Origin of the sequence: Pedobacter sp. ASV12 (assembly GCF_016429155.1) — a bacterium.
Taxonomy (GTDB): domain Bacteria; phylum Bacteroidota; class Bacteroidia; order Sphingobacteriales; family Sphingobacteriaceae; genus Pedobacter.
Map to the genome: position 1 here is coordinate 1 of NZ_JAELUC010000052.1, position 22,360 is coordinate 22,360.

The following is a 22,360-nucleotide window of genomic DNA, read 5'->3' on the forward strand; positions in this document are numbered from 1 at the left end:
CCCCCCCCCCCCCCCCCACCCCCCCCCCCCCCCCCCCCCCCACCCCCCCCCCCCCCCCCCCCCCCCCCCCCCCCCCCCCCCCCCCCCCCCCCCCCCCCCCCCAAACCCTATTTTTTGTCGTGGTTCGTCGGCAGCGTCAGATGTGTATAAGAGACAGACTTTACCATGTCAACGGAACGCCGAGAGAAGATTTTATACCCAAAATTTTAACACATAACATCGAAGAAACGCTACAAAAAGCGAGGGCAATAAAATAGCTTTTCAGAAGTATTTTCGTAAGACGGAAACTTTAAAAGCTCTTTTAATAGGTTTTGTAGACCAGGTTAAATTCGCCTTCAGTAATAGCTACAACTGCTTTGGTATCGTTTTCCAGCGCCTTGAAAGAAAACCTTCCAGTTACTGTTTGAGTTCTTTTGTCCAAGGTTAGGATTTGCAATGTTCCAGTATAGCCTGGTTGAACAGTAAATTTCAGATCTTTAGTTGCATCATCATAAGCAGCTGAATTTTTGATACCAGTTAAGCTATAATCCCCGACCCTTACTTCTCTTTCCAGCAATAGGGCAAAGGATATCGTTTGCCTGGAGCCTTGCTGGTAGGCTGAGACAAAAAATGTTTTTCCTTCATCGATCAAATGCGCCTCAGCCTCACCACTATATTTTAAGTCCGTATTGCTAGGCCGCCAAACCTCACCATTTACCTTGCACTTGAAGTTATTGCTCGCTTTATCTTTCTTACAGCTGATGACCAGTAAAGAAAGTAAAAGCATGAGGGTCATTATCGTTTTAATCATTTATGGCTTTTTAGTTAGGAGTAACCGTTTGAGTTCCGCGAAGCAAGGATAGCCATTACAAAAAACCCATATAATCATGAAAGATTAACAGAAGAAACCGATTAACCTTTTAAGCCAAAAACTAGCGGCGATTAACTCAAAACATTTATTTTCATCGCTTAGCCACCCTATCAATCCTTTAAGATTAAAAATACTTCGCCAAAAGCTTAATAGGCTAAAAATAAAGTCGGCAAGGCGGATTGTATTTTTTATTTAAAGGTAAGGTGATTATGATTCCTGATTACGTCTATTGCCTTCCACATCAACATACAGGGAATGAACAAAAAAGGCCTGCTATTTACAAGCAAGCCTTTGAAAATTTAAACAAGAATGTTGTTAGTACCCGGAAGCAGATTCGAACTGCCACGCCGTTGCCAGCGCCACCCCCTCAAGATGGTGCGTCTACCAATTTCGCCACCCGGGTATAATGCTGCAAATATAATGGAATGCTTCAATTTTTAAAGCCTTTGCATTAAATTTATTGACCAATGAATTTCTATCGCTGAATGATAAGCGCCAACTGAAAACCAATAACTGAAAACCATCACTGCTATTCCACGTCCAACACCAACCCATCATAAGCCAAACGAATGTTAGTAGGTAGCTCTTGCTCCACCTCGGCATGTTTGCCCAAGTTGTGGCTGATATGTGTAAAATAAGTCCGTTCAGCCCCTACCTTGTTGGCAAAATCAATGGCTTCTGCTAAAGTAAAGTGCGAGATGTGCGCTTCTTTCTGCAAAGCGTTAACCACTAAATATCTCGTGCCTTTTATTTGTGCAAACGATTCTTCCGAAATCGTCTTCGCGTCGGTGATGTAGGTGAAATCGCCAATACGATATCCCAAAATTGGCAATTTAAAGTGCATTACTTCAATGGGTATAACCTTGGTCACTCCAACTTCAAAAGGCTCAGATTCTACGGTATGTAGATTGATCTGGGGCAGTCCGAAATATTTGGTATCTTGAAAAATGTAGGAAAATTCGCGACGCAAAGCTTCCTGTACCCTTAAAGTAGCATAAATATCTATCCGTTTATGCAACAGATAATTAAAAGGCCTGATATCGTCCAATCCAGCTATGTGGTCTTTATGCTCGTGCGTAAACAAAATGGCATCGAGATCTTTAACCCCAGCCCGCAGCATCTGGTACCTGAAATCCGGACCACTGTCTATCACCATGGTCTTGTCGCCGGTCTCAACGAGTACCGAAACCCTTAATCGCTTGTCTCTATGATCGGTAGATTGGCAAACCGCGCAGCCACACCCAATTACCGGGATGCCTTGCGATGTACCTGTACCTAAAAATGTAATTTTCAAAATCTAAACCGCTTGTGAAATAGCTATGGCTAAGCTCAGTATCTTCCACTTATTTACCAAATATTTGCGCCAGTTTTTTATCCATGGCTTCGTCATCTTCTCCGCCTCACTGTTACTTTGAGCAAACGCAGTCCTACTTAAAGAGGTCATAGTTAAAAAAATCCAATTTTTTCATATCATTTTGTTAAGATGGTTAAACAAAATCAATAAAAAATCAAACATAACTCCAACCAAAAAGTGCCCATACCAAATTGGATACGGGCTACAATTCTAACAACAAAACGAAATACTATTTGAAAATGGATTGGGGCGCAACACCGGTCCACGATTTTGGCAGATCCTTGCAACCAAAGATATGCGCAATAACCAAGGCCGTATTTTTATTGCTGTTAGGTTCGGTAATCAGCCCCAGTTTTTTAATCTGTGGACCGGTTATCGCCCATGGCACCTGCATTTCGCTCATGCTCGTGCCACCATGCCCGTTGCCAATGCCACCATGATCGGTCATTAAAATAAAATGGGTACTTGTATATAATTTTTCTGCTTTGAGCTTATCCAATAAGCCTCCAATAGCCACATCGGCATCTTCTACTGCTTTGATGTACTCGGGCGACATCCATTTGTACTTATGCCCGGCATGGTCTGTACTCACATTATACAGAAACACCAAAGTTGGCTCGCTTTTATACTTCACCACAAAATCGAAAGCCTTTTGATAGTTTGAAGCATAACCATCATTTTCTTCGAAAGAAACCTCATCCAAATATTTTTTATTGATCGAATTGATCAGTTCTGCCCAATTGTAGTAATAGCCGATTTTAACATGGGGAACCTTTTCTTTCAACACTTTGAATATTGACGGATAATAACCGTCTTGGTCGGTTTCTATGGCCTGCAGTTCGTGCTTTTGCACTGTCCAGCTGTTGCTGGTTACCCCATGTTCTTCGGGTCCGGATCCGGTAAGGTGACTGGTCCAATTGGGTAAGGTTACCGAAGGCATTACAGGTCTGGTAGTTAACGAAAGTACGCCATCGGCTATCATTTTATCCATATTGGGATGCTTGATGGCCTTGAAACCTTCGGCACTAAAACCGTCGAGGCCAATGATCAGCACTCTTTTTTGCGCTACGGCAGTTAAGCTCAAAGTGGTTAATGCCACTAAGGCTACATAATATATTTTTTTCATTTTCAAGTAGGATCAGCCCCTAAATTAGATTCTTTTGTATAGATATACTAAACAAATATGAACCATTTCTAAAACAATTTTGCCTTCCGTACAATAAAAAAGGGGTTCGGGCTTAGCCCGAACCCCTTCAACAGGTATCTCAATTCAATTACCTTAAATCGACCACTTCAACGCCAGGATATTTTTTGGCATCGAATGCAAAAGTGGTTTCAGGCACTTTTACGTTTGGCGAAAATGTTTTCACGTTATAAGTATAGGTATTTCCGTTTTTCTCGAAAATAACCACATTGGTGATCTGTTTAGATGCTTTATCAATACTCAAACGGATTTTGAATACATTTTTCTTTACATCAATTGGCGACAAATCGATCATTTGGTAAACTTTGCCACCTACCTTGCTTTCGCCGGTATAGATGTATTTGAAGCCCTTTTCGTAAATGGTAAAGATTTTAGCCGGGTTAATGGCATCGCCACTGTTGTCTACGTTCGAAACCTGAACCTCTTTATCGTTTTTAAGGTAAGTCCATTGGCTTTTACCATCGCTGATCAAATCCTGGTTGGTCATGGCTACCTTGTATTTATTGGCATTGGCCTTTACGTATAAAGTACCTTGCTGCGTTTCTTTTACTTTGGCTTGCGCATTGTTAAGCGTAAAAGTAAAATCGGTTTTTACCACATCGTAAGAACGGTATTTCTTGCTTACCGCCGCCAATATCTCCTTGGCTTTCGAATCTGTCTGCGCTTGGGCGGTAACACCAAATACACCGATTGTAAGGAATGCTAATAGTATCTTTTTCATAATTTTCTTTTAAATCCGTTGGCAACACTACATTTACTGGCTAACGGAACTGTACATCTGTTACTTGTTGTTAAGGTTATTCAAGAACTGTTCCAAAGCATATTGGTCTGGCAACAAAACTTCTCGGGCTTTGCTGCCTTCGAATGGGCCAACCACACCGGCAGCCTCCAGTTGATCAATGATACGGCCAGCCCTATTGTAGCCTAATTTCATTTTGCGCTGAATGAGCGAAGTAGAGCCCTGTTGATGGGTTACGATCAATTGTGCAGCTTCCTCAAACAATGGATCCCTATCGTCGGGATCGAAATCGGCTTTCGAAGATTCGCCGTTCTCATCGATATATTCTGGCAATTGGTAAGCTTCTGGATAGCCTCTTTGGTTGCCAATAAACTCCGAAATACGATCAACCTCTGGTGTATCTACAAACGCACACTGTAGCCTAATCAAGTCATTACCTGTCGATAAAAGCATATCCCCCCTACCAATCAGCTGATCGGCACCGCCACTATCTAAAATTGTTCTTGAGTCGATTTTAGACAATACCCTAAAAGCCAACCTGGCCGGGAAATTGGCCTTGATCGTACCGGTAATGATATTAACCGATGGCCTTTGTGTTGCCAATACCAAGTGGATGCCCACCGCACGCGCCAGCTGGGCCAAACGCGCAATCGGGGTTTCTACTTCCTTGCCTGCTGTCATCATCAAATCGGCAAACTCATCCACGATCAGCACAATGTAGGGCAAAAAGCGATGCGAATTGTTCGGGTTCAGCTTGCGCTTGATAAACTTCTCGTTGTATTCCCTTAAATTTCTTACCTGTGCATCTTTCAGCAAATCATAACGCTGATCCATCTCTACGCAAAGCGAGTTCAAGGTATGGATTACCTTTTTGGTATCGGTAATAATGGCATCGGCCTCGCCTGGCAGTTTGGCCAAGAAATGGCGCTCAATTTTATTGAACAGGGTAAGTTCTACTTTTTTAGGGTCGACCAACACCAATTTAAGCTGGGCCGGGTGTTTGGTATACAGCAACGACACCAAAATAGCATTGATACCCACCGATTTACCTTGTCCGGTTGCTCCGGCCACCAACAAGTGGGGCATTTTGGCCAAATCGGCAATGTAAACCTCGTTCGAAATGGTTTTACCCAAGGCAATCGGCAAATCCATATTGGTTTGCTGAAACTTCTCGGTAGCCAAAATACTGCGCATCGACACCATTTCGGGATGCAAATTAGGCACCTCGATACCAATGGTTCCCTTGCCTGGCATTGGCGCAATGATACGGATACCTAAAGCGGCCAAGCTTAGGGCAATATCGTCTTCCAGGTTTTTGATCTTAGAAATCCTTACGCCAGGCGCCGGAATAATTTCGTACAAAGTAACCGTCGGACCAATAGTGGCTTTGATCTTATCAATTTCAATGTTGTAGTGATTTAAAGTCTCTACAATTTTATTTTTGTTGGCCTCCAATTCGTCGGCGTTGACCGAAATCTTGTTAGAACCATAATTTTCTAATAAATCGAGATGCGGTTTCTTGTAAGAAGCCAAATCCAGGGTGGGGTCGTAAGTTCCGAACTGTTCTACCAGTTCTTCGGCTTTGGTTTCTTCTTCTGTTTTTTCTATCGTAAAGCTTGGTTCGTTTGCAGGCTCCACTTCAACCGGGGGCGCCACAACCGGGGCAACCGGAGGTGTTACCGTTGGATTAAGCATAACATTGGTTGGCAGAGGCACCGGTGTTTCCTCAACCGGCTCTTCTTCTTCCTTTGCCTCAAAACGATTGGGAGTTAATACGATATTTTGTTCTCTCTTCGGCTGGTTTGCTGTTTTGTAACGATCGTTGATGCTAAATTCTACTGGCTCCGACTTGTCTTCGTTTACCAGTTCGATATGCTCGGGCACCTCTGGAACAATCGCATTATCGGCTTTGCGGGCCGGCAATTTAAAGTCGATGTTGTAAGCAATGATCAGGATGGTAAGTCCCAAAAAGATAATCAAGCCCCCAACGCCAGCCTGTCCAATTTGGGCAACCAGCAATTTGTTGCTCCAATAGCCAAATTCGCCTTCCAGGTAGTGTGGCGTACGCGCCAAAAACGAATGCCCGAAAGCCAAAGTAAGTGAAATGAACAGCAAAAAGAAAAAACTATAACCCAGTACTTTTTCTACCGCAAATATTTTAACCTTGAACAGCAAGCGATAACCGATAATGAAAAACACGAATACGAACAAGAAGGAAGCTACACCGAACCATTCGTAAATAAACTGGTGAGCCAGCAATGCGCCTATTTTACCTAACCAGTTCTGTACCACCGGATCGTCTACCCCACTGTTTTTGAGTTCGTCAACCGTTTTGAACAAGTTGCTCCAGCCTCCGTTGGCATCGACTACATAGCTCTGATCGTCCTGCCAGGTAAAGAGATACGAAGTAAAAGCAACCAGGAAGTAGATCGAAATAATGATGAACAAAAGCCCGATGATTTTTACCGCTCGGCCATTTTGAAGGTCAAACTTGGGCAAAATATCGACTTTGGCGCGGGGCGGTCTGCTGGTTGTTGGCCGCTGTCCATCTTTTGATGGTTCGGCACCTTGCTTAAATGAATTGGCTTTAAATTGATTTCCCCTTACCGACATCTTTCGTTAATAAATATAATCAACAAATATAAAACATATAGTGGTTTTGTGGTGTACAAAACCTTTACGATTTAAACAAAATATTTAGAATTGGCAAAAGCGAACCAATTTATTTTACTTGCGATGATAACGTTGGTTCTGGCCGTATCGGTACAAGCCACTGGTGGAAATCTTTTTTATTTGGCTGGCATCAGCCTGCATTCAGTCAAAAAAAAACTACCATCGATGCCGACGGTAGTTTTTGATTCAATGGATGGCCATTCTTAAATAGCACTATCGTCACAGGTGTAAACCTGAAGACAGGCCATATACTGTGCACAATAAACCGGGCCGGTAACCCTCCCGGCACAGTCGCAGCCACATTTTGATAGATCAGGAGGATTGCCACCGCCGGCACCTCCAAGAATGGCCCTTTGTTCGCTTCTGCTCAACTGTTGAACATTTTTGATTTTGGATGTGTTTTTAAACATAAGATTTTAGGTTTGATTAGCATTCAATTTACAAAATTTTAGCCGCTACCGTAAAAGCACCCGCCTAAAATGATGTTTATCGCACATGATGATTTCCTAAAAAACGCCTTTATGAAGCCACAGGCAAGCTTTGGCTATCAAATGAGTAAAAAAAATGAACACGAGATTAAACTTTTTTTAAAAACCATTGTCTTATTTACAAACTGAATAATTTCGTTTAAATAGTTTTGTTTTAGGTTAATCCTGCTTAGCAACCCTGAGCAGGATTTTTTGTTTCTTTTCTTCCCGATTACTGTACCCATGAGCATTTAACGAGTTTTATGCTTATCTCATTAATTTTTTGTTAATTTAAGGGCTTAGTTTCAAAACTATTTCAAAATGGATATCACGCATCTCGAAACCTTAATCGAAAACGACGAATTGCCTGCACTCATCGCTTTGCTTTCTGAGCGCCCTCAATTGGCCGTGCAGCACACTTCGCATCAAATTTCGCCCATCTTATTGGCCTGCTATTACAAAAAACCTCAAATTGCCCAAGCCATTGCCGAATTTGTTCCCGAACTAACCTTGTTCGATGCCTGCGCCATTGGAAAATTCGAAGAGGTAACCTTGCTGGTTTTTAAAAACCCTGCTAGTGTTAACGAATATTCGATAGACGGCTTTACGCCACTGGGCCTGGCCTGCTATTTTGGGCATGAAGAAATTGCCAGCTTTTTGGTACTCAAAGGAGCCGAAGTGAATGTGCCTAGCAAAAATGGCTTTAACGTTTTCCCAATCCATTCGGCTGTTGCCGCCAATAATTTTACCATTACCAAAATGCTACTCGATGCTGGCGCCTACCCCAATGTGTGCCAAAAATCGGGCGCTGCGCCTTTGCATACCGCAGCCCAACTGGGCAATATCGAATTGATTATCCTTTTGCTCGAACATGGTGCCGAAGTAACCCTACGCATGGAGGGAGGCAAACTACCCGCCGATTTGGCAGCCGAAAAGGGCTTTCATGAAATTGCAGAGATTTTGAGAGACGATGATTAGTTTTCAGTTGGCAGTTACCAGTTCGCAGTTATCAGTTTGCGGAGAAAAATATGCGATTTCAATTGGCAGTTGACAGGTTTTCACAAGTACTAAGCACAATTCAATACAAAATATTTAAGTACTTAATGCTCTTAAACGTCTTAGGTGGCGAAAAATATTCAATTTTCAGTTCGTTAGCTAAAATCCAGCAGTCCTTACCCATTGAATTAAGACTCCCAAACCCTAAGCCTTACTTTTTTCATATAGGTTCGGATATCCAGCACAATGGCCGCCAAAATATAGAACAAAATGGGAAAGCCAACGGCCAGAAACGATGAATAGATAAAAAACAGGCGCACCTTGGCCGTACTCATATTCAGCTTGTTGGCCAAATACGTAGAAACGCCAAAACTCTGTTTTTCGAAAAAGGTAACTATACGCTGAAACATGACTATTTCTTTAAAATCTTAATACCGATACCACAATTTAAGCATTTTTTTTCGTTGCAATAAGTTTTTTTTAATTGCAGCAAGGCTTGCGAATTAAAGGCCGTATGTACTTCCAGTCCGGCTTTACGATATAAGTCTATAACGGCATTTTGTTCGGCAGGCGTATGCTCGAGCAAAGAAAAAGCACGGGTTGTGAGATACGATTGGTCCATAGCCTTGCCGTAGGCGAACAAACAGAGCGAAATGGTATTGATAGAGAAATTGGCCACCGACGATCGGCCAAGCTGGAGGCTCACTTTATCCGCTTTTTTGTTAAAGTGGTAATGTGTTTTCCAGAATGGATTAACGGGCAAATCTTCAAACAATTTTTGGATCGATTGGTCATCTTTGATGGTCAGTATTTTCGAAAAAAGATGATTGCTGCGTATAATCAGCGCCGCAAATTGAGCTAGCCTTAGCGTAGGAAAGTTTTGGGGCCTCATGCGCATAAATTTCCAAAGCGAATTATCAATAGGCATTAATTTATGTTTCTTTTTCAGGAAAAGGTACTCTGTTTTCAGCTGCAGCGGATAAGCTTCGTCAAATGTCTGGTTCAAGAAACCCGCCTGGCCAAAAATCAGGGCTTCTATTTGCAAAGGCTGGTCTTTATACCTGGCCAGCAATTTTTGGGGCAACGATTGCGCCAAGAGTTCCATCGGAACGGCATTGATGTTGAAGCCAAAATTTTTCGCCAACAGCCGGTAAAATGTTTCGTCCCAATTGCCTTGAAGTTCGGCTACCGTGGCATATACCGTTGCCGATTTATACTCAAGCCTTTCTACCAAAACCCTCGACAAAAAACCGTTGATCAGAAATTCGTCGACCTGCGCAAGCTGCTTCTCGCAGGGAAAGCGATTAGCCGAACCAATCAATTGCTGATAATTCTCTAACAGTTTGGCTTGAAAAAGGCCTTTCAGACGCAACACCGGAAGCAAGGTGCCGTCTCGCCTGTAAATCGGCTCATCATCTTCGTACACCACATGCAGGATTACATTTTCATAAGCGTCGTCTAACTGATGCTGGTGGATGAGCCAGTCTGACGACTTTACGTGGATTTCTACATGGCCAACCCAAGTGGTATTCCCAATCAGCAACTTGGCCCTGCTAAAATCGGGACCCGCATTTTTATTGGGCATACCTGTTTCGATAACCAGCAAATCCTCTCCGCTGGACAATTGCAATCGCTGGCTTCCGTACAACCTAAATTGCCAAATAAAATGCAGAAATTCCTCAGGCAGTTTCATACCGAAATTTAACAACTAAATCACAGTAAAACAGCATTTTAGTAAAATTTAACCTTTACTAAAAAACATAAAAATAGATGAGAAAATTATTTTCGAAAGGCAATAAATAAATTACTCGACAAGAAATTTGGCTAGGCAATTATCGGTTTCTTCTTATAGTTTGTAATCACTACACCACTAATAATCAGCACTGTAGCCACCAAGAGATCTATGGTAATTACCTCGTCTAAAACCAGCCAGCCCAAAAACAGGGCAATTACCGTATTAAAGTACGAAAGAATGGAAACCTCGGTAGCACTTACCTTCTTTAGGGCATAATTATAAGCCAAGTAGCCCAAAACCGAACCAAAAACACCTAAGTAGCACACGGCCAAAATACTATTCACTGTCCACAGCCCGGGTTTGATTTCGGAGGAGAAAACAAAGGCAAAGACCCCTTGCACCAAGGCCGAAAAAACAAATTGATAGAAGAGATCCAAAAAGATATTGGAGCTTTTATGGGTATATTTTTTGGTATAAATTGTACCCGATGCCCAGCCTAAAATAGCCATGCCCAGCAACAAAATCCCGGTTTTGTAATCAGGGTCGAGCAAATCGTCAAATCCATCCCTAAAAATAAACGCAACGCCCAGAAAGCCAATGGTTACGCCCAAAAAACCTTTTAAACTAGGTTTCTGCAGCCCGATTACTACACTCCCTAAGAAAACAACGATGGGCGAAAGTGCATTGAGCAAGGAAGCCAATCCGCTGGGCACACTCTGTTCGGCTACGGTGGTCATGCCATTGGCAATAACGATCATGAGCACAGACAAGAGCAATTGCCTTCTGAGCGCAGGCCAGCCTATCCATTTCAGTTCCTTTTTGCGCAGCAGCAGCACCAATAAAATAAGCGAAGCAATGGTTTGGCGTATAGCCGTTACAAACCAAGGCGGAATGGTTTGTACGGCAACGCGAATGCCCAAATAGGTAGTTCCCCAAATAATGGCTACGGCCAATAGGGCAACAATCAATCTGAAATCGGTTTTCGAACTCATAGCAACTGCGCTGCTTCAAGCAGGTGTTCCATTTCCTGTTGCAGCGCCAGGGCTTCGGTCCTTGCGGCTTCGGCAAAATCTTCGCCATTGCTGGCGTAAATAATGCTTCTAGCGGCATTAATCAATAAACCACATTGCTTATTGAGGCCATATTTGCAAACGGCAGCCAAATCTCCGCCCTGTGCGCCTACCCCTGGCACAAGCAAGAAATGATCGGGTGCCAAGCGGCGGATATTTTCAAACTCTTTGGCCTGGGTAGCTCCTACCACATACATCATTTGATCACTATGGGCCCAAGTGGCAGAAGTTTTGATAACCTGTTCGTAAAGCAGGTGTTCGTTGCTTTGTTGGGTCTGAAAATCCTGGCTACCCGGATTAGAGGTAAGCGCCAGCAGAATGACCCATTTATTGGAGTAGTTCAGGAACGGCGAAACAGAATCCTTGCCCATATAAGGTGCTACGGTAATCGAGTCGAAACTCATGGCCGAGCTTTCTTCGTTAAAAAAGGCTTCCGCATACATGGCCGAGGTATTACCGATATCGCCCCGCTTGGCATCGGCAATGGTAAACTGGTTTTTAGGAATATGCTGCCAGGTTTTGACTAAGGTTTCCCATCCCTTTACGCCCCTGCTCTCATAAAATGCCGTATTTGGCTTATAAGCTACGCACAAATCGTGGGTAGCATCAATCAGTTGCTTATTAAACTCCAAAATAGGATCTTCGTATTTTAACAGGTGCTTTGGCAGTTTTTCCAATACCGGATCTAAACCAATGCACAAAAAAGATTTCTTTAGCTGTATCTGCTCAAAAAGTTGTTGTTTGTTCATTTTTAATGGGAAATGGTGCGCAAATATGCCAATTTTCCGGGGCATTTTGAGGCTCAATAGTTTACAATTAGGAAACTATTTATTAACAATTTCAAATTTTTGTTGCAGATTAATTTTCAAATACATACAATTGTGCCATAATTCCAGAAAGTAAATCTGAATATCTCAGAAAAACCTCAATCAAGTTATTCTCCAATAAATGTTTCAAAGGCATTTTTCCGTTGTATTCTTTTGACAAACCCTATTTAAAATTTCTCGACAAACACACATAAATGTTTAATAGAACAGAATTAACTGAAAAGCTAACTGCTGAATTACGTGAGTTAGCGAAAAACGAAGGCATTCAGAATGCAGAAGAGTTGCGCAAGAACGACCTCATCGAACAAATCCTACAGCAACAGGCCAATCAAACAACTGCTAGCGAGCCCACCACTGCAACACCGGTAAAAGAAACCAAACCCAAAGTGGTAAAAGAAAAAGAAAACAAAGGGGCACCAGCCGAAAAACCGGCACGCAAGAGGACCCGCATCGCGGCCAAAGGCGAAGAAGCAGCTTCAGCACAGCCTGAACGCGAAGCTATTACTTTGTTTGACGAGCCGCTTCCGCCAAGACAAGAAGAACAAGTTGTCGAGGCATCCGCAGAACCTATTATTGTAGAAGACCCTGAACGCCTAGAAACCATAGCCGAAAAGCTTCAAAAACAAGCCAAACAAGGCAAAAGAGAACGCATCCCTCGCGAAGAGGTAAACAAGGCCAGCAAAGAAGCCAAGCCACAACAGCCTGCCGGCGAAGAAAAAGCACCAAAAGAGGACAACCGCCCTCCAAAAAACCAAAACAATCCGAATCAAAACAATAATAAGCAACAGCAGAACGAAACCAGCTATTCGAACCTCGATTTCGACAACACCATTACCAACGAAGGTGTTTTAGAAATCATGCCCGATGGCTATGGCTTCTTAAGATCGGCCGATTACAACTACCTCTCATCTCCAGATGATATTTATGTATCGCAATCGCAGATCAAATTGTTCGGCCTGAAAACCGGCGATACCGTAAACGGAAGCATCCGCCCACCCAAAGAAGGCGAGAAATATTTTCCCTTGGTTAAAGTAATCTCCATCAATGGCCGCGTGCCTGCCGATGTGCGCGACCGCGTGCCGTTCGATTACCTAACGCCGCTTTTCCCAACGGAAAAACTCAACCTGTTTACCGATAGCAGCAATTATTCTACCCGCATCATGGATCTTTTTACCCCAATTGGCAAAGGGCAGCGTGGTTTAATTGTAGCGCAACCGAAAACCGGTAAAACCAATTTGCTAAAAGAGGTGGCCAACGCCATTGCCAAAAACCATCCAGAAGTTTATTTGATCATTTTATTGATCGACGAGCGTCCGGAAGAGGTAACCGACATGGCGCGCAGCGTAAGAGCCGAGGTAATTGCCTCTACTTTCGACGAGCCGGCAGAACGCCATGTAAAAATTGCCAATATCGTTTTGGAAAAAGCTAAGCGTTTGGTAGAATGCGGCCACGATGTAGTTATCCTCCTGGATTCCATTACCCGTTTGGCCAGGGCCTACAATACCACGGCGCCGGCTTCGGGCAAAATCCTGTCAGGTGGTGTTGATGCCAATGCCCTGCACAAACCAAAACGTTTCTTTGGCGCGGCACGTAACATCGAAAAAGGTGGTTCATTAACTATTTTGGCTACCGCATTAACCGATACCGGTTCTAAAATGGACGAGGTAATTTTCGAAGAATTTAAAGGTACCGGCAACATGGAGCTTCAATTAGACCGTAAACTGTCTAACAAACGGATCTTCCCTGCCATCGATATTACGGCTTCGAGCACGCGTAGAGACGATTTGTTGCTCGACCGCGAAAGCCTGCAAAGAATTTGGATCTTGCGCAACCACTTGGCCGACATGAACAGCCAGGAAGCCATGGAACTGGTACAGGCCCAAATCAAGGGAACAAAATCTAACGAAGAATTTTTAATGGCCATGAATGGCTAACAAGCGTTGAAAGTTGAAAGTGAAAAGCTTTAACTTTAAACTTTCAACTTTTTACTTTTACACTCCAAATGAAAAAGCATATCCCTAACGCCATTACCTGTGCCAATCTTTTTTCGGGTTGCATCGGCATTGTGTTTGCTTTTAGCGGCGATTTGTTTACCGCGGCCTATTTTGTATTGCTATCGGGCATTTTCGATTTCTTTGATGGCATGGTGGCGCGGTTGCTCAACGTGAAATCGGCCATTGGAAAAGAGCTTGATTCTTTGGCAGACATGGTCAGCTTTGGCTTTTTGCCTGGAGTGGTGATGTTTCAGTTGCTCAAAACCAGCGATTTCAGCTCGGCCTACCTGCCCTACCTGGGTTTCATCATTACGGTATTCTCAGCCCTGCGTTTAGCCAAGTTTAACATAGACGAGAGACAAACCGAAGAATTTATTGGCCTCAACACACCAATGAATACCTTGTTTATTGTTTCTTTACCCTTTATTGCCCAAGATTATCCCGCAGTAATCGGATCGAGCATTTTATTGCTGGCCATAACAGCCATCAACAGCTTTTTGCTGGTTAGCGAAATCAAGATTTTTTCGTTGAAGTTTCAGCAAATGAGCTGGGCAAAGAACAAGTTCAAATTTATTTTCCTGATCCTTTCGGCCGTGCTTATTGCCTTTCTAAGATTTACAGCCGTGCCTTTTGTGCTGGTGCTGTATATTGCGCTTTCTATCTTCCATTTCAGGAGCAGCGCGGCAAAAGAGGGTTAATCGGATTTAAAGTTCTTTTTCGAGTACCGCTTTGGCTTCATCCAATTGCCTATAAAGTATATTGTTGATAAAATCCCTGGCTTGTTCAAAAGCCAATTGCACCCCAGGAATATCAATCAGTTCGCGCGCATTGCGTTCAATATCCTGCATATGGTCGCGTACGTCTTCCCTACCTACGTAATAAAAAGTAGGCTTCATTTTATGCGCACATTCCGATGCCTTTTTCCAATCGGCAGCCCATACTGCTTTTTCAAGCTCCGCCAAATAAACCGGTGTCTGCTTTTTAAAGGCATCGAGCATTTCGATGATGAATTCAGCACTGTTTCCAGACATTTCCCGCAAATAGGAGAGGTCTAAAGGCTCGTTATTTTTGTTAGCATTGATCATTTTCCCAAAGCTAAGAAATTATCTTTACCGACAAAGAATCTTCCAGTTGAGCCAAAATTTCGGTCAGTGTTTGCTGCAATACAGGATGTACAAAATCAGGCGCAATCGCTGCAAGGGGCTGTACCACAAACTTTCTGTGCTGCATTTGCGGATGTGGGATATGAAGTTCGTCGTTGATGTCAACGATTTCGTTTCCGTAAAAAATAATGTCGATATCAATCAGCCTGGCTCCCCATTTTTCATGCCTTACCCGACCCAGTCTTTTTTCGATTTCCAGCACCTTATGCAACAGCGCCAATGGGCTAAGGCCGGTATTTACGGCTAAAGCCATATTCAAAAAACCAGGCTGGTCGGTTTTGCCCCAGGCTTCGGTTTCGTAAATGGCCGACTGCCCTACCACCATGCCCACTTCTTCGGCAATCAGCTTACAGGCTTTTGCTAGATATAATTGCCTATCGCCCAAATTGCTGCCCAGTAACAAATAGGCTTTTTTTACATCTAAACTCATACTTTCCAGTTACATGCTATTTTAAATCGCGCGTGCAAATTTACTATAAGATGCGAATTGGTTTTATATCTTTACAAATTAATATTTATTCTTTTTATGAAAGACTTTTTTAAGTACGTTTTTGCTACGGTTGTAGGCATTGTCATCTCTACCGTCGTGCTGGCTATCATTTTCACGGTGGTTATTTTCGGTGCACTCAGCTCTATAGGCGATGAGAAACCCGTAGAGGTTAAGAACAACTCTGTGCTTTATATCGACCTAGACCAAGCCATTACAGAACGTACGCCAACCAATTCTTTGGCGGGCCTGCCCATTATTGGAGGCAGCGATGTAAAAGGCATTGGGTTCTACGACTTGATCAAAGCCCTTAAAGCGGCCAAAACCGACGATAAAATCGATTGTATTTACCTGAATGTAAGTGCGCCGAATGCAGGCATGGCTACGATGCTCGAAGTTAGGAATGCCCTGCTCGATTTTAAGGAAAGCAAAAAACCGATTATCGCCTACAGCGAAGTTTACAGCCAAGGCGCTTATTACCTCGCTTCGGTGGCCAACAAAGTATACCTCAACCCGCAAGGTGCCCTAGAATTTAAAGGTTTCAGCTCTGAACTGACCTTCTTTAAAGGCGCGTTAGACAAATTGGGCGTTGAGGCACAGATTATCCGTGTGGGCAATTATAAAAGCGCAGTTGAACCATTCATTAACACCAAAATGAGCGATTACAACCGCCAACAGGTTACCGCCTATGTAAACGGACTTTACCAAACCTTTTTGCAAGGTATTTCGCAAACCAGAAAAATAAGCACCGATAGCTTGGCGCTTTTGGCCAACGATTATAAGATACAGCAGCCTAAAGATGCCCTGGCTTATAGAATGGTAGATGGCTTGCGCTATAAAGACGAGGTATTGGATGAGCTTAAAACCATTACCGGCAAAAACAAAAAAGAAAACATTACTTCCATCCCCTTAAATAAATATGCGCAAAAACTGCCTGCATCAACATCGGGCAGCTCAAGCCAGGTTGCCGTCATTTATGCCAATGGCGATATTGTAGGTGGCGAAGGTTCTGATGAGCAAATTGGCTCTGAACGTATCTCGAGGGCCATCAGAAAAGCGCGTTTGGACGACGATATTAAAGCGATTGTTTTACGTGTAAACTCAGGCGGTGGCAGTGCGCTGGCTTCCGACGTGATTTGGCGCGAGATCGTGCTGAGCAAAAAAGTAAAGCCGGTTATTGCTTCTTTTGGCGATGTGGCCGCTTCGGGCGGTTATTACATCGGCTGTGCAGCCGACAGTATTTTTGTGCAGCCCAATACCATTACGGGTTCTATTGGGGTATTTGGCATTATTCCCAACTTCCAAAACCTGCTCAACAATAAGTTGGGTATCACTTTCGATGGAGTTAAAACCGGTCAATATGCCGATATCATGAGCACTAACCGTCCGCTAACGCCTGGCGAACGTTTCATTATCCAAAATGACGTGAACCATGTTTACGACAGCTTTATTACCCGCGTTGCCGATGGCCGCAAAAAAACGAAGGCGCAGGTAGACAGCATTGGCGGCGGGCATGTTTGGACAGGCTCGGATGCCGTAAAAATTGGATTGGCCGATCGCTTAGGCAGTTTTAACGATGCCATTAAGGCCGCGGCCAAAAAAGCCAAGCTTAGCGATTACCAAATTGTTGAGTATCCGGAGAAAATAGACCCTTGGAAATCGTTTATTACCGAAGCCAAAGACAATGCACATGTATATTTTGCCAAGAAGGAATTTGGCGAAAACTACCTGCTTTACAAGCAGATGCAGAAAGCTATTGTAAACTCGGGCATCCAGGCCAGAATGGACTACGAAATCAAAATCAAATAGGTTAAGGCCTATTGATATAGCTTAAGCAATCAAATCTATTTGATCAGTTTCCAATCGGGATCATACGTCAAGTAGGTTTCATTGCTTTTTTTATGGACCGGATGCACGATAACCGCAACACAGCTGTTGTTGACCAATTCAAAGGCAATCCCCTTTTGTACGTCGTCATAAATCGTCAAGGTATCTTTTGTTTTCGTATGCCGGTAGCTATCCAACTTTTGTAAGGCAGGGTAAACATTATGCAACATCGAAAAATCGGACCGCACGCCTAAACCAGCTGCAGTTTTATACAAGGGCGATCTGGTGCGCAATTGCTGTACGCTTTTGGTTCGCATGGTGCTGTCGCTATAGGTGGTGTAAACTGCATAGTTTACAATTGACGAATCGCCTTTGTCGTACCAAATACCCCAGGCTTTGCCCATGGCCGCATCGCCGGCATTGGGTTTGCCCAACAGCTTGGCCACTTCGGTAGCGTCCTGGTTCAGGTGCAGTTCACCGATTTGTTGGCCAGCTATAATCAAAGTACTGCTATCGGTAGCGGTTGCTTCGCTTTGGCTTACCTCGGTAGCTTGCAGCTTAACTTGTTTGTTGCGACAGGCGACTATGGCCAAGGTTGCCAAAATCAATATCCAGTTCAATTTTTTCATCTGCTTAATCGTTTATTTCAACCACATGAAAGCCATCATTCCTCAACAACTCCCTGTTTAGGTTATCAAATTAATAATGGTTTCATCATCCATTAACAAATAAGCAGCTCATTTATGCTTAATCGTATAAAAAGCTTTTCACATTTGCCATTTTACTTTTACTTTTACGCCGATGGAGAACAAACCCATAGCCAGAACACTTCGACTGCTGTCTCAACTGATGGAGCTGCACGAAGAAAATCCCTTTAAAATCAAATCGGTAGCCAATGCGGCTTTCAAGATAGACAAGTTACCCTTTGCCATCGCCCAAAAGCCATTGAACGAGCTGGACAAAATAGACGGCATCGGAAAAAGCATTGCAGGAAAGGTAGTTGAGTTGCTTCAAACAGGTACGCTACAGGAGCTCGAAACGCTTTTGGCACAAACGCCTCCGGGCATTGTAGAAATGCTGGGCATCAAAGGCATCGGCCCAAAAAAAATCGGTATTATCTGGCATGAGCTCCAAATCGAAAACGTTGGCGAGCTTTACTATGCCTGCAACGAGAACAGGTTGGTTGAAGCCAAAGGTTTTGGCCTGAAAACCCAGGAGGAGATCAAAAAAATCATCGAATTTAAGATGGCCGCCAACGGCAAGTTTTTATATGCCCAAGTAGAAGCTGCCGTGTACCAGCTTTTGGCCGACATGGCCGTATGGCTGAACAAAGCCGACCACCATGCCCTACTGAGTGTTGCTGGCGACTTTAGGCGGAATTGCGAAATTATAGAAGAAGTGGTTCTCGTACTGGGCTCTGACGTCATTTCTGAAGAGCAGCTGGCTTCTTTCGAAGGCCTGTCCTTTGCAGCGGTTAGCGATAATGTATTTTCGGCAACTACCGAAGCTGGCCTGCATATCCGTTTGGAAATCGTACCCCACGAAGACTTTTACCTGCAGTATTTTAAGCTTACCGGTAACGAAAGCCATGTAAAAAAAGTACTCGAATTGGCCGGAAATGGCCCATTTGCCAGCGAAGAGGCTATTTATGCCCAAGCAGAGCTAGATTTTATCGCACCCGAACTGAGGGAAGATCTGGGCGAAATAGCATTGGCCCAAAAACACCAGTTGCCTCAACTCATCGAATACAAAGACCTTAAAGGCACCTTGCACAACCACTCTGATTGGAGCGACGGCGTGCATACGCTGGAGGAAATGGCCATTTATTGCAAAGAGAATTTGGGATTGTCTTATTTAGGCATCTGCGACCACTCCAAATCGGCATTCTATGCCAAGGGGCTGAGCGAAGAACGTGTCTGGGCACAGCACCGCCAAATAGACGAGCTGAACCAAAAACTTGCGCCTTTTAAAATCTTTAAGGGCATAGAAAGCGATATCCTGAACGATGGTTCGCTAGATTATAGCGACGACATCCTTAAGACCTTCGATTTCATAGTAGCCTCCGTGCACAGCAACTTGCGCATGGATCGCGACAAGGCAACAGCCCGCCTCATCAAAGCCATCGAAAATCCCTATACCACCATTCTGGGCCATCCTACCGGCAGACTCTTGCTGAGCAGAAAGGGCTACGAAATCGATTATCAGCAAGTAATCGATGCCTGTGCGGCTAACCAGGTAGCCATAGAAATCAATGCCAACCCCTTGCGTTTAGACCTCGATTGGCGCTGGCACCGCTATGCACTCGAGAAAGGGGTACTCTTGTGCATCAATCCCGATGCACACCGCAAGGAAGGCTTCCACGACATGCATTTTGGCACTTTAATTGCCAGAAAAGGAGGCCTGACCGCCTCTAACTGTCTAAATGCGTTCAGCCTAGAACAAATAACTGCATACTTTGAACAAAATGAACCAAAATAACGTTACTAATAATTTATAACTTTATTTTGAGCGCTATAACTATACAAGGAAATCCTTATAATGTCTGAAAAATACATCTTTTGCATGAAATGGGGCAAGCTATATGGCCCCGAATACGTGAATAGACTTCATGCTATGGTAACCAGAAACCTTAGCTATCCTTTTAAGATGGTTTGTTTTACCGACGACGAAACAGGCATTACACCAGAAGTACAGTGTTTTCCAATACCAGCCATGGAATTGCCTGGCGGACTTCCAGAGCGGATGTGGAAAAAGCTCTCTACTTTAAAAGAGGATTTATACGGTTTAAAAGGCACTGCGCTTTTTCTGGACCTTGATATTGTAATTGTAGCACCAATTGATTGTTTTTTCGATTATAAAGGCGAATTCCTCATTATTAAGGATTACAAAAAACAATGGCGCATTACGGGAAACTCATCCGTTTACCGCTTTGAAATTGGCCAGCATGGTTATGTATTTAACGATTTCCTCCAAAATTTCGACGAAATCAGGAAACGCCATCGCAATGAACAGGAATACCTTACCCAAGCCATTTACGACAAAGGGAAACTGGCCTATTGGCCAAAAGAATGGTGCCCAAGCTATAAATACGATTGTGTTTCGAAGTTTCCTTTGGCATTTTGGGTAAAGCCATTCATTCCTAAAGGGGCAAAGATTATCATCTTCCATGGGGAAATCAATCCACATAAAGCGATAAAAGGTGGACGGGGAAAATGGTACCGCTATGTGCAACCGGCGCCTTGGGTAGCCGATTATTGGCGATAAACATTTTAGGAATAATTTCTGTAGTATTTGTTCGTTTAATCATTTAAAATTAAAGATGGGAAAACAGCTACTTTTAATAAGGCATGCTAAATCTGACTGGGGAAATGCGGGTTTGAGGGATTTTGACAGGCCTTTAAACGGCAGAGGTAAAAGCAGCGCCCCAGAAATGGCCGAAAGATTGGTCAAGCAACAGATCGTACCCGAGCTTATAGTGAGCAGCCCTGCATTAAGGGCAATAACTACAGCCCAATATTTCGCCACAGCCTGGCATATCCCCTTGGAAAATATTGAGCTGGAACCTGCCATTTACGAGGCTAGCGTAAAATCGCTATTAAAAGTAATTAACCAACTAGACGATCAATACGATCAAATTGCCCTATTTGGGCACAATCCCGGCTTAACCGATTTGGCCAACTACCTGTGCAACGGACATATCGTAAACATGCCTACAGCTTCTGTTATACGTATTCAATTTCCTTTTGACAGTTGGAAAATGATCAGTAGCAATACCGGCAATGTGCTATTGTTTGATTACCCCAAGAGCTTGGAAGACTAAAATTGGAAAGCTTTTGATTTCACAGCCTGAGGTATTTAAGGTCTAAGTTCAACTAATGCGATTAATCTTCGCGAAATCCCGCGCGTTTGCGTTAACTGAAAACCGCCAACTGATAACTGCTCATTTTTTTGACCACCTAAGAGCGCCTTTTACAACGGCTTTGCGGACTTGTATCGTTAAATAATAACTGAAAGCCCCAAATGGAGCATGCAGCGAAGAATCCGTTGTTTAACAGACCCCTCCTGCCTCCAGCCAAAAGAATGACCTTAGAATTTAAGGTGCTTAACGGTTAAACCGCCATTGATGAGTTGCTTCAGCGAATCGATACCGATTTTTAAGTGGGTTTCTACATAATTGGCAGTTACCGAGCTGTCGCTTTCGCTTGTTTTTACGCCCTCTGGGATCATGGGCTGATCTGAAACCAGCAACAAGGCTCCCGTTGGGATTTTGTTGGCAAAACCAGTAGTAAAAATGGTAGCAGTTTCCATATCAACGGCCATTGCCCTTAGGCTTTTCAGGTATTTTTTGAATTCTTTGTCGTGCTCCCAAACCCTGCGGTTGGTGGTATAACAAGTTCCTGTCCAATAATCCCTAGAATGATCCCTGATGGTGGTCGAAATCGCTTTCTGCAAAGCAAAAGCTGGCAATGCCGGCACCTCGGCTGGCAGGTAATCGTTAGAGGTACCTTCGCCTCTGATGGCTGCGATAGGCAAAATCAGGTCGCCCAGTTGGTTTTTCTTTTTCAAACCGCCGCATTTGCCCAAAAACAGTACCGCCTTTGGCATAATAGCCGTCAACAAATCCATCATGGTTGCCGCCAGCGGACTGCCCATTCCAAAATTGATAATGGTAATGCCATTTGCCGTTACGCTTTGCATCGGCTTGTCTAACCCCATAATCGGAGCATTGTCGTTCCATTCAGAGAACATGGCTAGGTACTTGCTGAAATTGGTCAACAGGATATATTGGCCAAACTCTTCCAAGGGCCGTCCCGTATAACGTGGCAACCAGTTCTTTACAATATCTTCTTTTGATTTTAAACCGGCTTTTACAGGAGTTTCTACCTCTTTTACTTTTTGTGCTTTCTTTACGATCGCTTCATCTTTTTTGACGTCTTTTTCTTCGTTCATCTTTTTATACTCCTTTCTTTAAAT

The 22,360-nt window shown here is 43.6% G+C and carries 23 protein-coding genes and 1 tRNA gene; 9 read left to right on the forward strand and 15 right to left on the reverse strand.

The genetic code is table 11. From position 1 onward, the window contains the following. The coding region (locus tag JHD69_RS12805; RefSeq protein WP_199140737.1) for a hypothetical protein at positions 1-257 on the forward strand (257 nt) is incomplete at its 5' end. 44 nt (positions 258-301) lie between these two features. Here the strand turns inward: JHD69_RS12805 and JHD69_RS12810 are convergent. From JHD69_RS12810 to JHD69_RS12835, 6 genes are all read right to left on the reverse strand, one after another. After that, the gene (locus JHD69_RS12810; protein ID WP_199140738.1) at positions 302-790 is read right to left on the reverse strand and encodes a DUF6252 family protein; all 489 of its coding nucleotides are present in this window, start codon (positions 788-790) and stop codon (positions 302-304) included. A gap of 379 nt (positions 791-1,169) precedes the next feature. After that, positions 1,170-1,253 (reverse strand) — tRNA-Leu (locus tag JHD69_RS12815). A gap of 126 nt (positions 1,254-1,379) precedes the next feature. Then, on the reverse strand, positions 1,380-2,144 hold the full coding sequence (locus JHD69_RS12820) for an MBL fold metallo-hydrolase (protein WP_199140739.1): 765 nt from the start codon (positions 2,142-2,144) through the stop codon (positions 1,380-1,382). 289 nt (positions 2,145-2,433) lie between these two features. Next, on the reverse strand, positions 2,434-3,330 hold the full coding sequence (locus tag JHD69_RS12825) for an alkaline phosphatase family protein (RefSeq protein ID WP_199140740.1): 897 nt from the start codon (positions 3,328-3,330) through the stop codon (positions 2,434-2,436). Positions 3,331-3,478: 148 nt separating this feature from the next. Then, positions 3,479-4,129: a LolA family protein gene (locus JHD69_RS12830; protein WP_199140741.1), complete on the reverse strand. Its 651-nt coding sequence runs from the start codon at positions 4,127-4,129 to the stop codon at positions 3,479-3,481. Between the two features lie 60 nt (positions 4,130-4,189). Then, positions 4,190-6,760 (reverse strand): FtsK/SpoIIIE family DNA translocase, encoded by a 2,571-nt coding sequence (locus tag JHD69_RS12835; protein ID WP_199140742.1) that lies wholly within the window; start codon positions 6,758-6,760, stop codon positions 4,190-4,192. Between the two features lie 90 nt (positions 6,761-6,850). Between JHD69_RS12835 and JHD69_RS12840 the strand changes: the two genes are divergently transcribed. After that, the gene (locus JHD69_RS12840) at positions 6,851-7,027 is read left to right on the forward strand and encodes a hypothetical protein (RefSeq protein ID WP_199140743.1); all 177 of its coding nucleotides are present in this window, start codon (positions 6,851-6,853) and stop codon (positions 7,025-7,027) included. Here JHD69_RS12840 and JHD69_RS12845 read toward each other — a convergent pair. Next, entirely contained in the window at positions 7,024-7,230 is a 207-nt protein-coding gene (locus JHD69_RS12845) for a hypothetical protein (protein ID WP_199140744.1), read from the reverse strand. The genes JHD69_RS12840 and JHD69_RS12845 overlap by 4 nt on opposite strands. 378 nt (positions 7,231-7,608) lie before the next feature. Between JHD69_RS12845 and JHD69_RS12850 the strand changes: the two genes are divergently transcribed. Further along, positions 7,609-8,265 (forward strand): ankyrin repeat domain-containing protein, encoded by a 657-nt coding sequence (locus tag JHD69_RS12850; protein WP_199140745.1) that lies wholly within the window; start codon positions 7,609-7,611, stop codon positions 8,263-8,265. Positions 8,266-8,471: 206 nt separating this feature from the next. Here the strand turns inward: JHD69_RS12850 and JHD69_RS12855 are convergent, their stop codons facing one another. The 4 genes from JHD69_RS12855 to pyrF all read right to left on the reverse strand — a co-directional run bounded on the left by JHD69_RS12855 (position 8,472) and on the right by pyrF (position 11,837). Next, entirely contained in the window at positions 8,472-8,693 is a 222-nt protein-coding gene (locus tag JHD69_RS12855) for a PspC domain-containing protein (protein ID WP_199140746.1), read from the reverse strand. A gap of 2 nt (positions 8,694-8,695) precedes the next feature. Further along, positions 8,696-9,976, reverse strand: coding sequence for a DUF2851 family protein (locus tag JHD69_RS12860; protein WP_199140747.1), 1,281 nt, complete (start codon positions 9,974-9,976; stop codon positions 8,696-8,698). Between the two features lie 131 nt (positions 9,977-10,107). Then, complete coding sequence (locus JHD69_RS12865) at positions 10,108-11,010, reverse strand: DMT family transporter (RefSeq protein ID WP_199140748.1); 903 nt, start codon at positions 11,008-11,010, stop codon at positions 10,108-10,110. Then, on the reverse strand, positions 11,007-11,837 hold the full coding sequence (gene pyrF / locus JHD69_RS12870) for an orotidine-5'-phosphate decarboxylase (RefSeq protein WP_199140749.1): 831 nt from the start codon (positions 11,835-11,837) through the stop codon (positions 11,007-11,009). Before pyrF ends, JHD69_RS12865 begins: the two co-directional genes overlap by 4 nt. A gap of 272 nt (positions 11,838-12,109) precedes the next feature. On the opposite strand from pyrF, the gene rho reads away from it, so the two are divergent. Further along, positions 12,110-13,849 carry a transcription termination factor Rho gene (gene rho, locus JHD69_RS12875; RefSeq protein ID WP_199140750.1) on the forward strand — a complete coding sequence of 580 codons (1,740 nt, stop codon included), beginning with the start codon at positions 12,110-12,112 and terminating at the stop codon, positions 13,847-13,849. 68 nt (positions 13,850-13,917) lie between these two features. Then, entirely contained in the window at positions 13,918-14,607 is a 690-nt protein-coding gene (gene pssA / locus JHD69_RS12880; RefSeq protein ID WP_199140751.1) for a CDP-diacylglycerol--serine O-phosphatidyltransferase, read from the forward strand. Between the two features lie 6 nt (positions 14,608-14,613). Here the strand turns inward: pssA and JHD69_RS12885 are convergent, their stop codons facing one another. Further along, entirely contained in the window at positions 14,614-14,994 is a 381-nt protein-coding gene (locus JHD69_RS12885; protein ID WP_199140752.1) for an Hpt domain-containing protein, read from the reverse strand. Between the two features lie 10 nt (positions 14,995-15,004). Continuing rightward, a complete protein-coding gene (gene folK / locus JHD69_RS12890) occupies positions 15,005-15,502 on the reverse strand; it encodes a 2-amino-4-hydroxy-6-hydroxymethyldihydropteridine diphosphokinase (protein WP_199140753.1) in 498 nt (165 codons plus the stop codon). Positions 15,503-15,598: 96 nt separating this feature from the next. Here folK and sppA point away from each other — a divergent pair, with 96 nt between their 5' ends. Then, a complete protein-coding gene (gene sppA, locus JHD69_RS12895) occupies positions 15,599-17,368 on the forward strand; it encodes a signal peptide peptidase SppA (protein ID WP_199140754.1) in 1,770 nt (589 codons plus the stop codon). A gap of 35 nt (positions 17,369-17,403) precedes the next feature. On the opposite strand, the gene JHD69_RS12900 is transcribed toward sppA, so the two are convergent. Next, complete coding sequence (locus tag JHD69_RS12900) at positions 17,404-18,015, reverse strand: hypothetical protein (RefSeq protein WP_199140755.1); 612 nt, start codon at positions 18,013-18,015, stop codon at positions 17,404-17,406. A 172-nt stretch (positions 18,016-18,187) separates the two neighbouring features. Here JHD69_RS12900 and JHD69_RS12905 point away from each other — a divergent pair, with 172 nt between their 5' ends. From JHD69_RS12905 to JHD69_RS12915, 3 genes are all read left to right on the forward strand, one after another. Further along, positions 18,188-19,864 carry a DNA polymerase/3'-5' exonuclease PolX gene (locus tag JHD69_RS12905; RefSeq protein WP_199140756.1) on the forward strand — a complete coding sequence of 559 codons (1,677 nt, stop codon included), beginning with the start codon at positions 18,188-18,190 and terminating at the stop codon, positions 19,862-19,864. 84 nt (positions 19,865-19,948) lie between these two features. After that, the gene (locus JHD69_RS12910) at positions 19,949-20,650 is read left to right on the forward strand and encodes a hypothetical protein (RefSeq protein ID WP_199140757.1); all 702 of its coding nucleotides are present in this window, start codon (positions 19,949-19,951) and stop codon (positions 20,648-20,650) included. Positions 20,651-20,705: 55 nt separating this feature from the next. Then, positions 20,706-21,206, forward strand: a complete 501-nt coding sequence (locus JHD69_RS12915; protein WP_199140758.1) for a SixA phosphatase family protein — start codon at positions 20,706-20,708, stop codon at positions 21,204-21,206. A 266-nt stretch (positions 21,207-21,472) separates the two neighbouring features. On the opposite strand, the gene JHD69_RS12920 is transcribed toward JHD69_RS12915, so the two are convergent. Further along, positions 21,473-22,336, reverse strand: coding sequence for an AMP nucleosidase (locus JHD69_RS12920; protein ID WP_199140759.1), 864 nt, complete (start codon positions 22,334-22,336; stop codon positions 21,473-21,475). Between the last annotated feature and the right edge of the window lie 24 nt (positions 22,337-22,360).

Bases quoted from the DNA above. Each gene is read 5' to 3' on its own strand.
- JHD69_RS12830 (WP_199140741.1), bottom strand. From the start codon at position 4,129: ATGAAAAAGATACTATTAGCATTCCTTACAATCGGTGTATTTGGTGTT.
- pssA (WP_199140751.1), top strand. From the start codon at position 13,918: ATGAAAAAGCATATCCCTAACGCCATTACCTGTGCCAATCTTTTTTCG.
- JHD69_RS12855 (WP_199140746.1), bottom strand. From the start codon at position 8,693: ATGTTTCAGCGTATAGTTACCTTTTTCGAAAAACAGAGTTTTGGCGTT.
- JHD69_RS12835 (WP_199140742.1), bottom strand. From the start codon at position 6,760: ATGTCGGTAAGGGGAAATCAATTTAAAGCCAATTCATTTAAGCAAGGT.
- JHD69_RS12885 (WP_199140752.1), bottom strand. From the start codon at position 14,994: ATGATCAATGCTAACAAAAATAACGAGCCTTTAGACCTCTCCTATTTG.
- JHD69_RS12850 (WP_199140745.1), top strand. From the start codon at position 7,609: ATGGATATCACGCATCTCGAAACCTTAATCGAAAACGACGAATTGCCT.
- JHD69_RS12860 (WP_199140747.1), bottom strand. From the start codon at position 9,976: ATGAAACTGCCTGAGGAATTTCTGCATTTTATTTGGCAATTTAGGTTG.
- JHD69_RS12810 (WP_199140738.1), bottom strand. From the start codon at position 790: ATGATTAAAACGATAATGACCCTCATGCTTTTACTTTCTTTACTGGTC.
- JHD69_RS12920 (WP_199140759.1), bottom strand. From the start codon at position 22,336: ATGAACGAAGAAAAAGACGTCAAAAAAGATGAAGCGATCGTAAAGAAA.
- sppA (WP_199140754.1), top strand. From the start codon at position 15,599: ATGAAAGACTTTTTTAAGTACGTTTTTGCTACGGTTGTAGGCATTGTC.
- JHD69_RS12900 (WP_199140755.1), bottom strand. From the start codon at position 18,015: ATGAAAAAATTGAACTGGATATTGATTTTGGCAACCTTGGCCATAGTC.
- JHD69_RS12865 (WP_199140748.1), bottom strand. From the start codon at position 11,010: ATGAGTTCGAAAACCGATTTCAGATTGATTGTTGCCCTATTGGCCGTA.
- JHD69_RS12910 (WP_199140757.1), top strand. From the start codon at position 19,949: ATGAAATGGGGCAAGCTATATGGCCCCGAATACGTGAATAGACTTCAT.
- JHD69_RS12825 (WP_199140740.1), bottom strand. From the start codon at position 3,330: ATGAAAAAAATATATTATGTAGCCTTAGTGGCATTAACCACTTTGAGC.
- JHD69_RS12845 (WP_199140744.1), bottom strand. From the start codon at position 7,230: ATGTTTAAAAACACATCCAAAATCAAAAATGTTCAACAGTTGAGCAGA.
- JHD69_RS12915 (WP_199140758.1), top strand. From the start codon at position 20,706: ATGGGAAAACAGCTACTTTTAATAAGGCATGCTAAATCTGACTGGGGA.
- folK (WP_199140753.1), bottom strand. From the start codon at position 15,502: ATGAGTTTAGATGTAAAAAAAGCCTATTTGTTACTGGGCAGCAATTTG.
- pyrF (WP_199140749.1), bottom strand. From the start codon at position 11,837: ATGAACAAACAACAACTTTTTGAGCAGATACAGCTAAAGAAATCTTTT.
- rho (WP_199140750.1), top strand. From the start codon at position 12,110: ATGTTTAATAGAACAGAATTAACTGAAAAGCTAACTGCTGAATTACGT.
- JHD69_RS12905 (WP_199140756.1), top strand. From the start codon at position 18,188: ATGGAGAACAAACCCATAGCCAGAACACTTCGACTGCTGTCTCAACTG.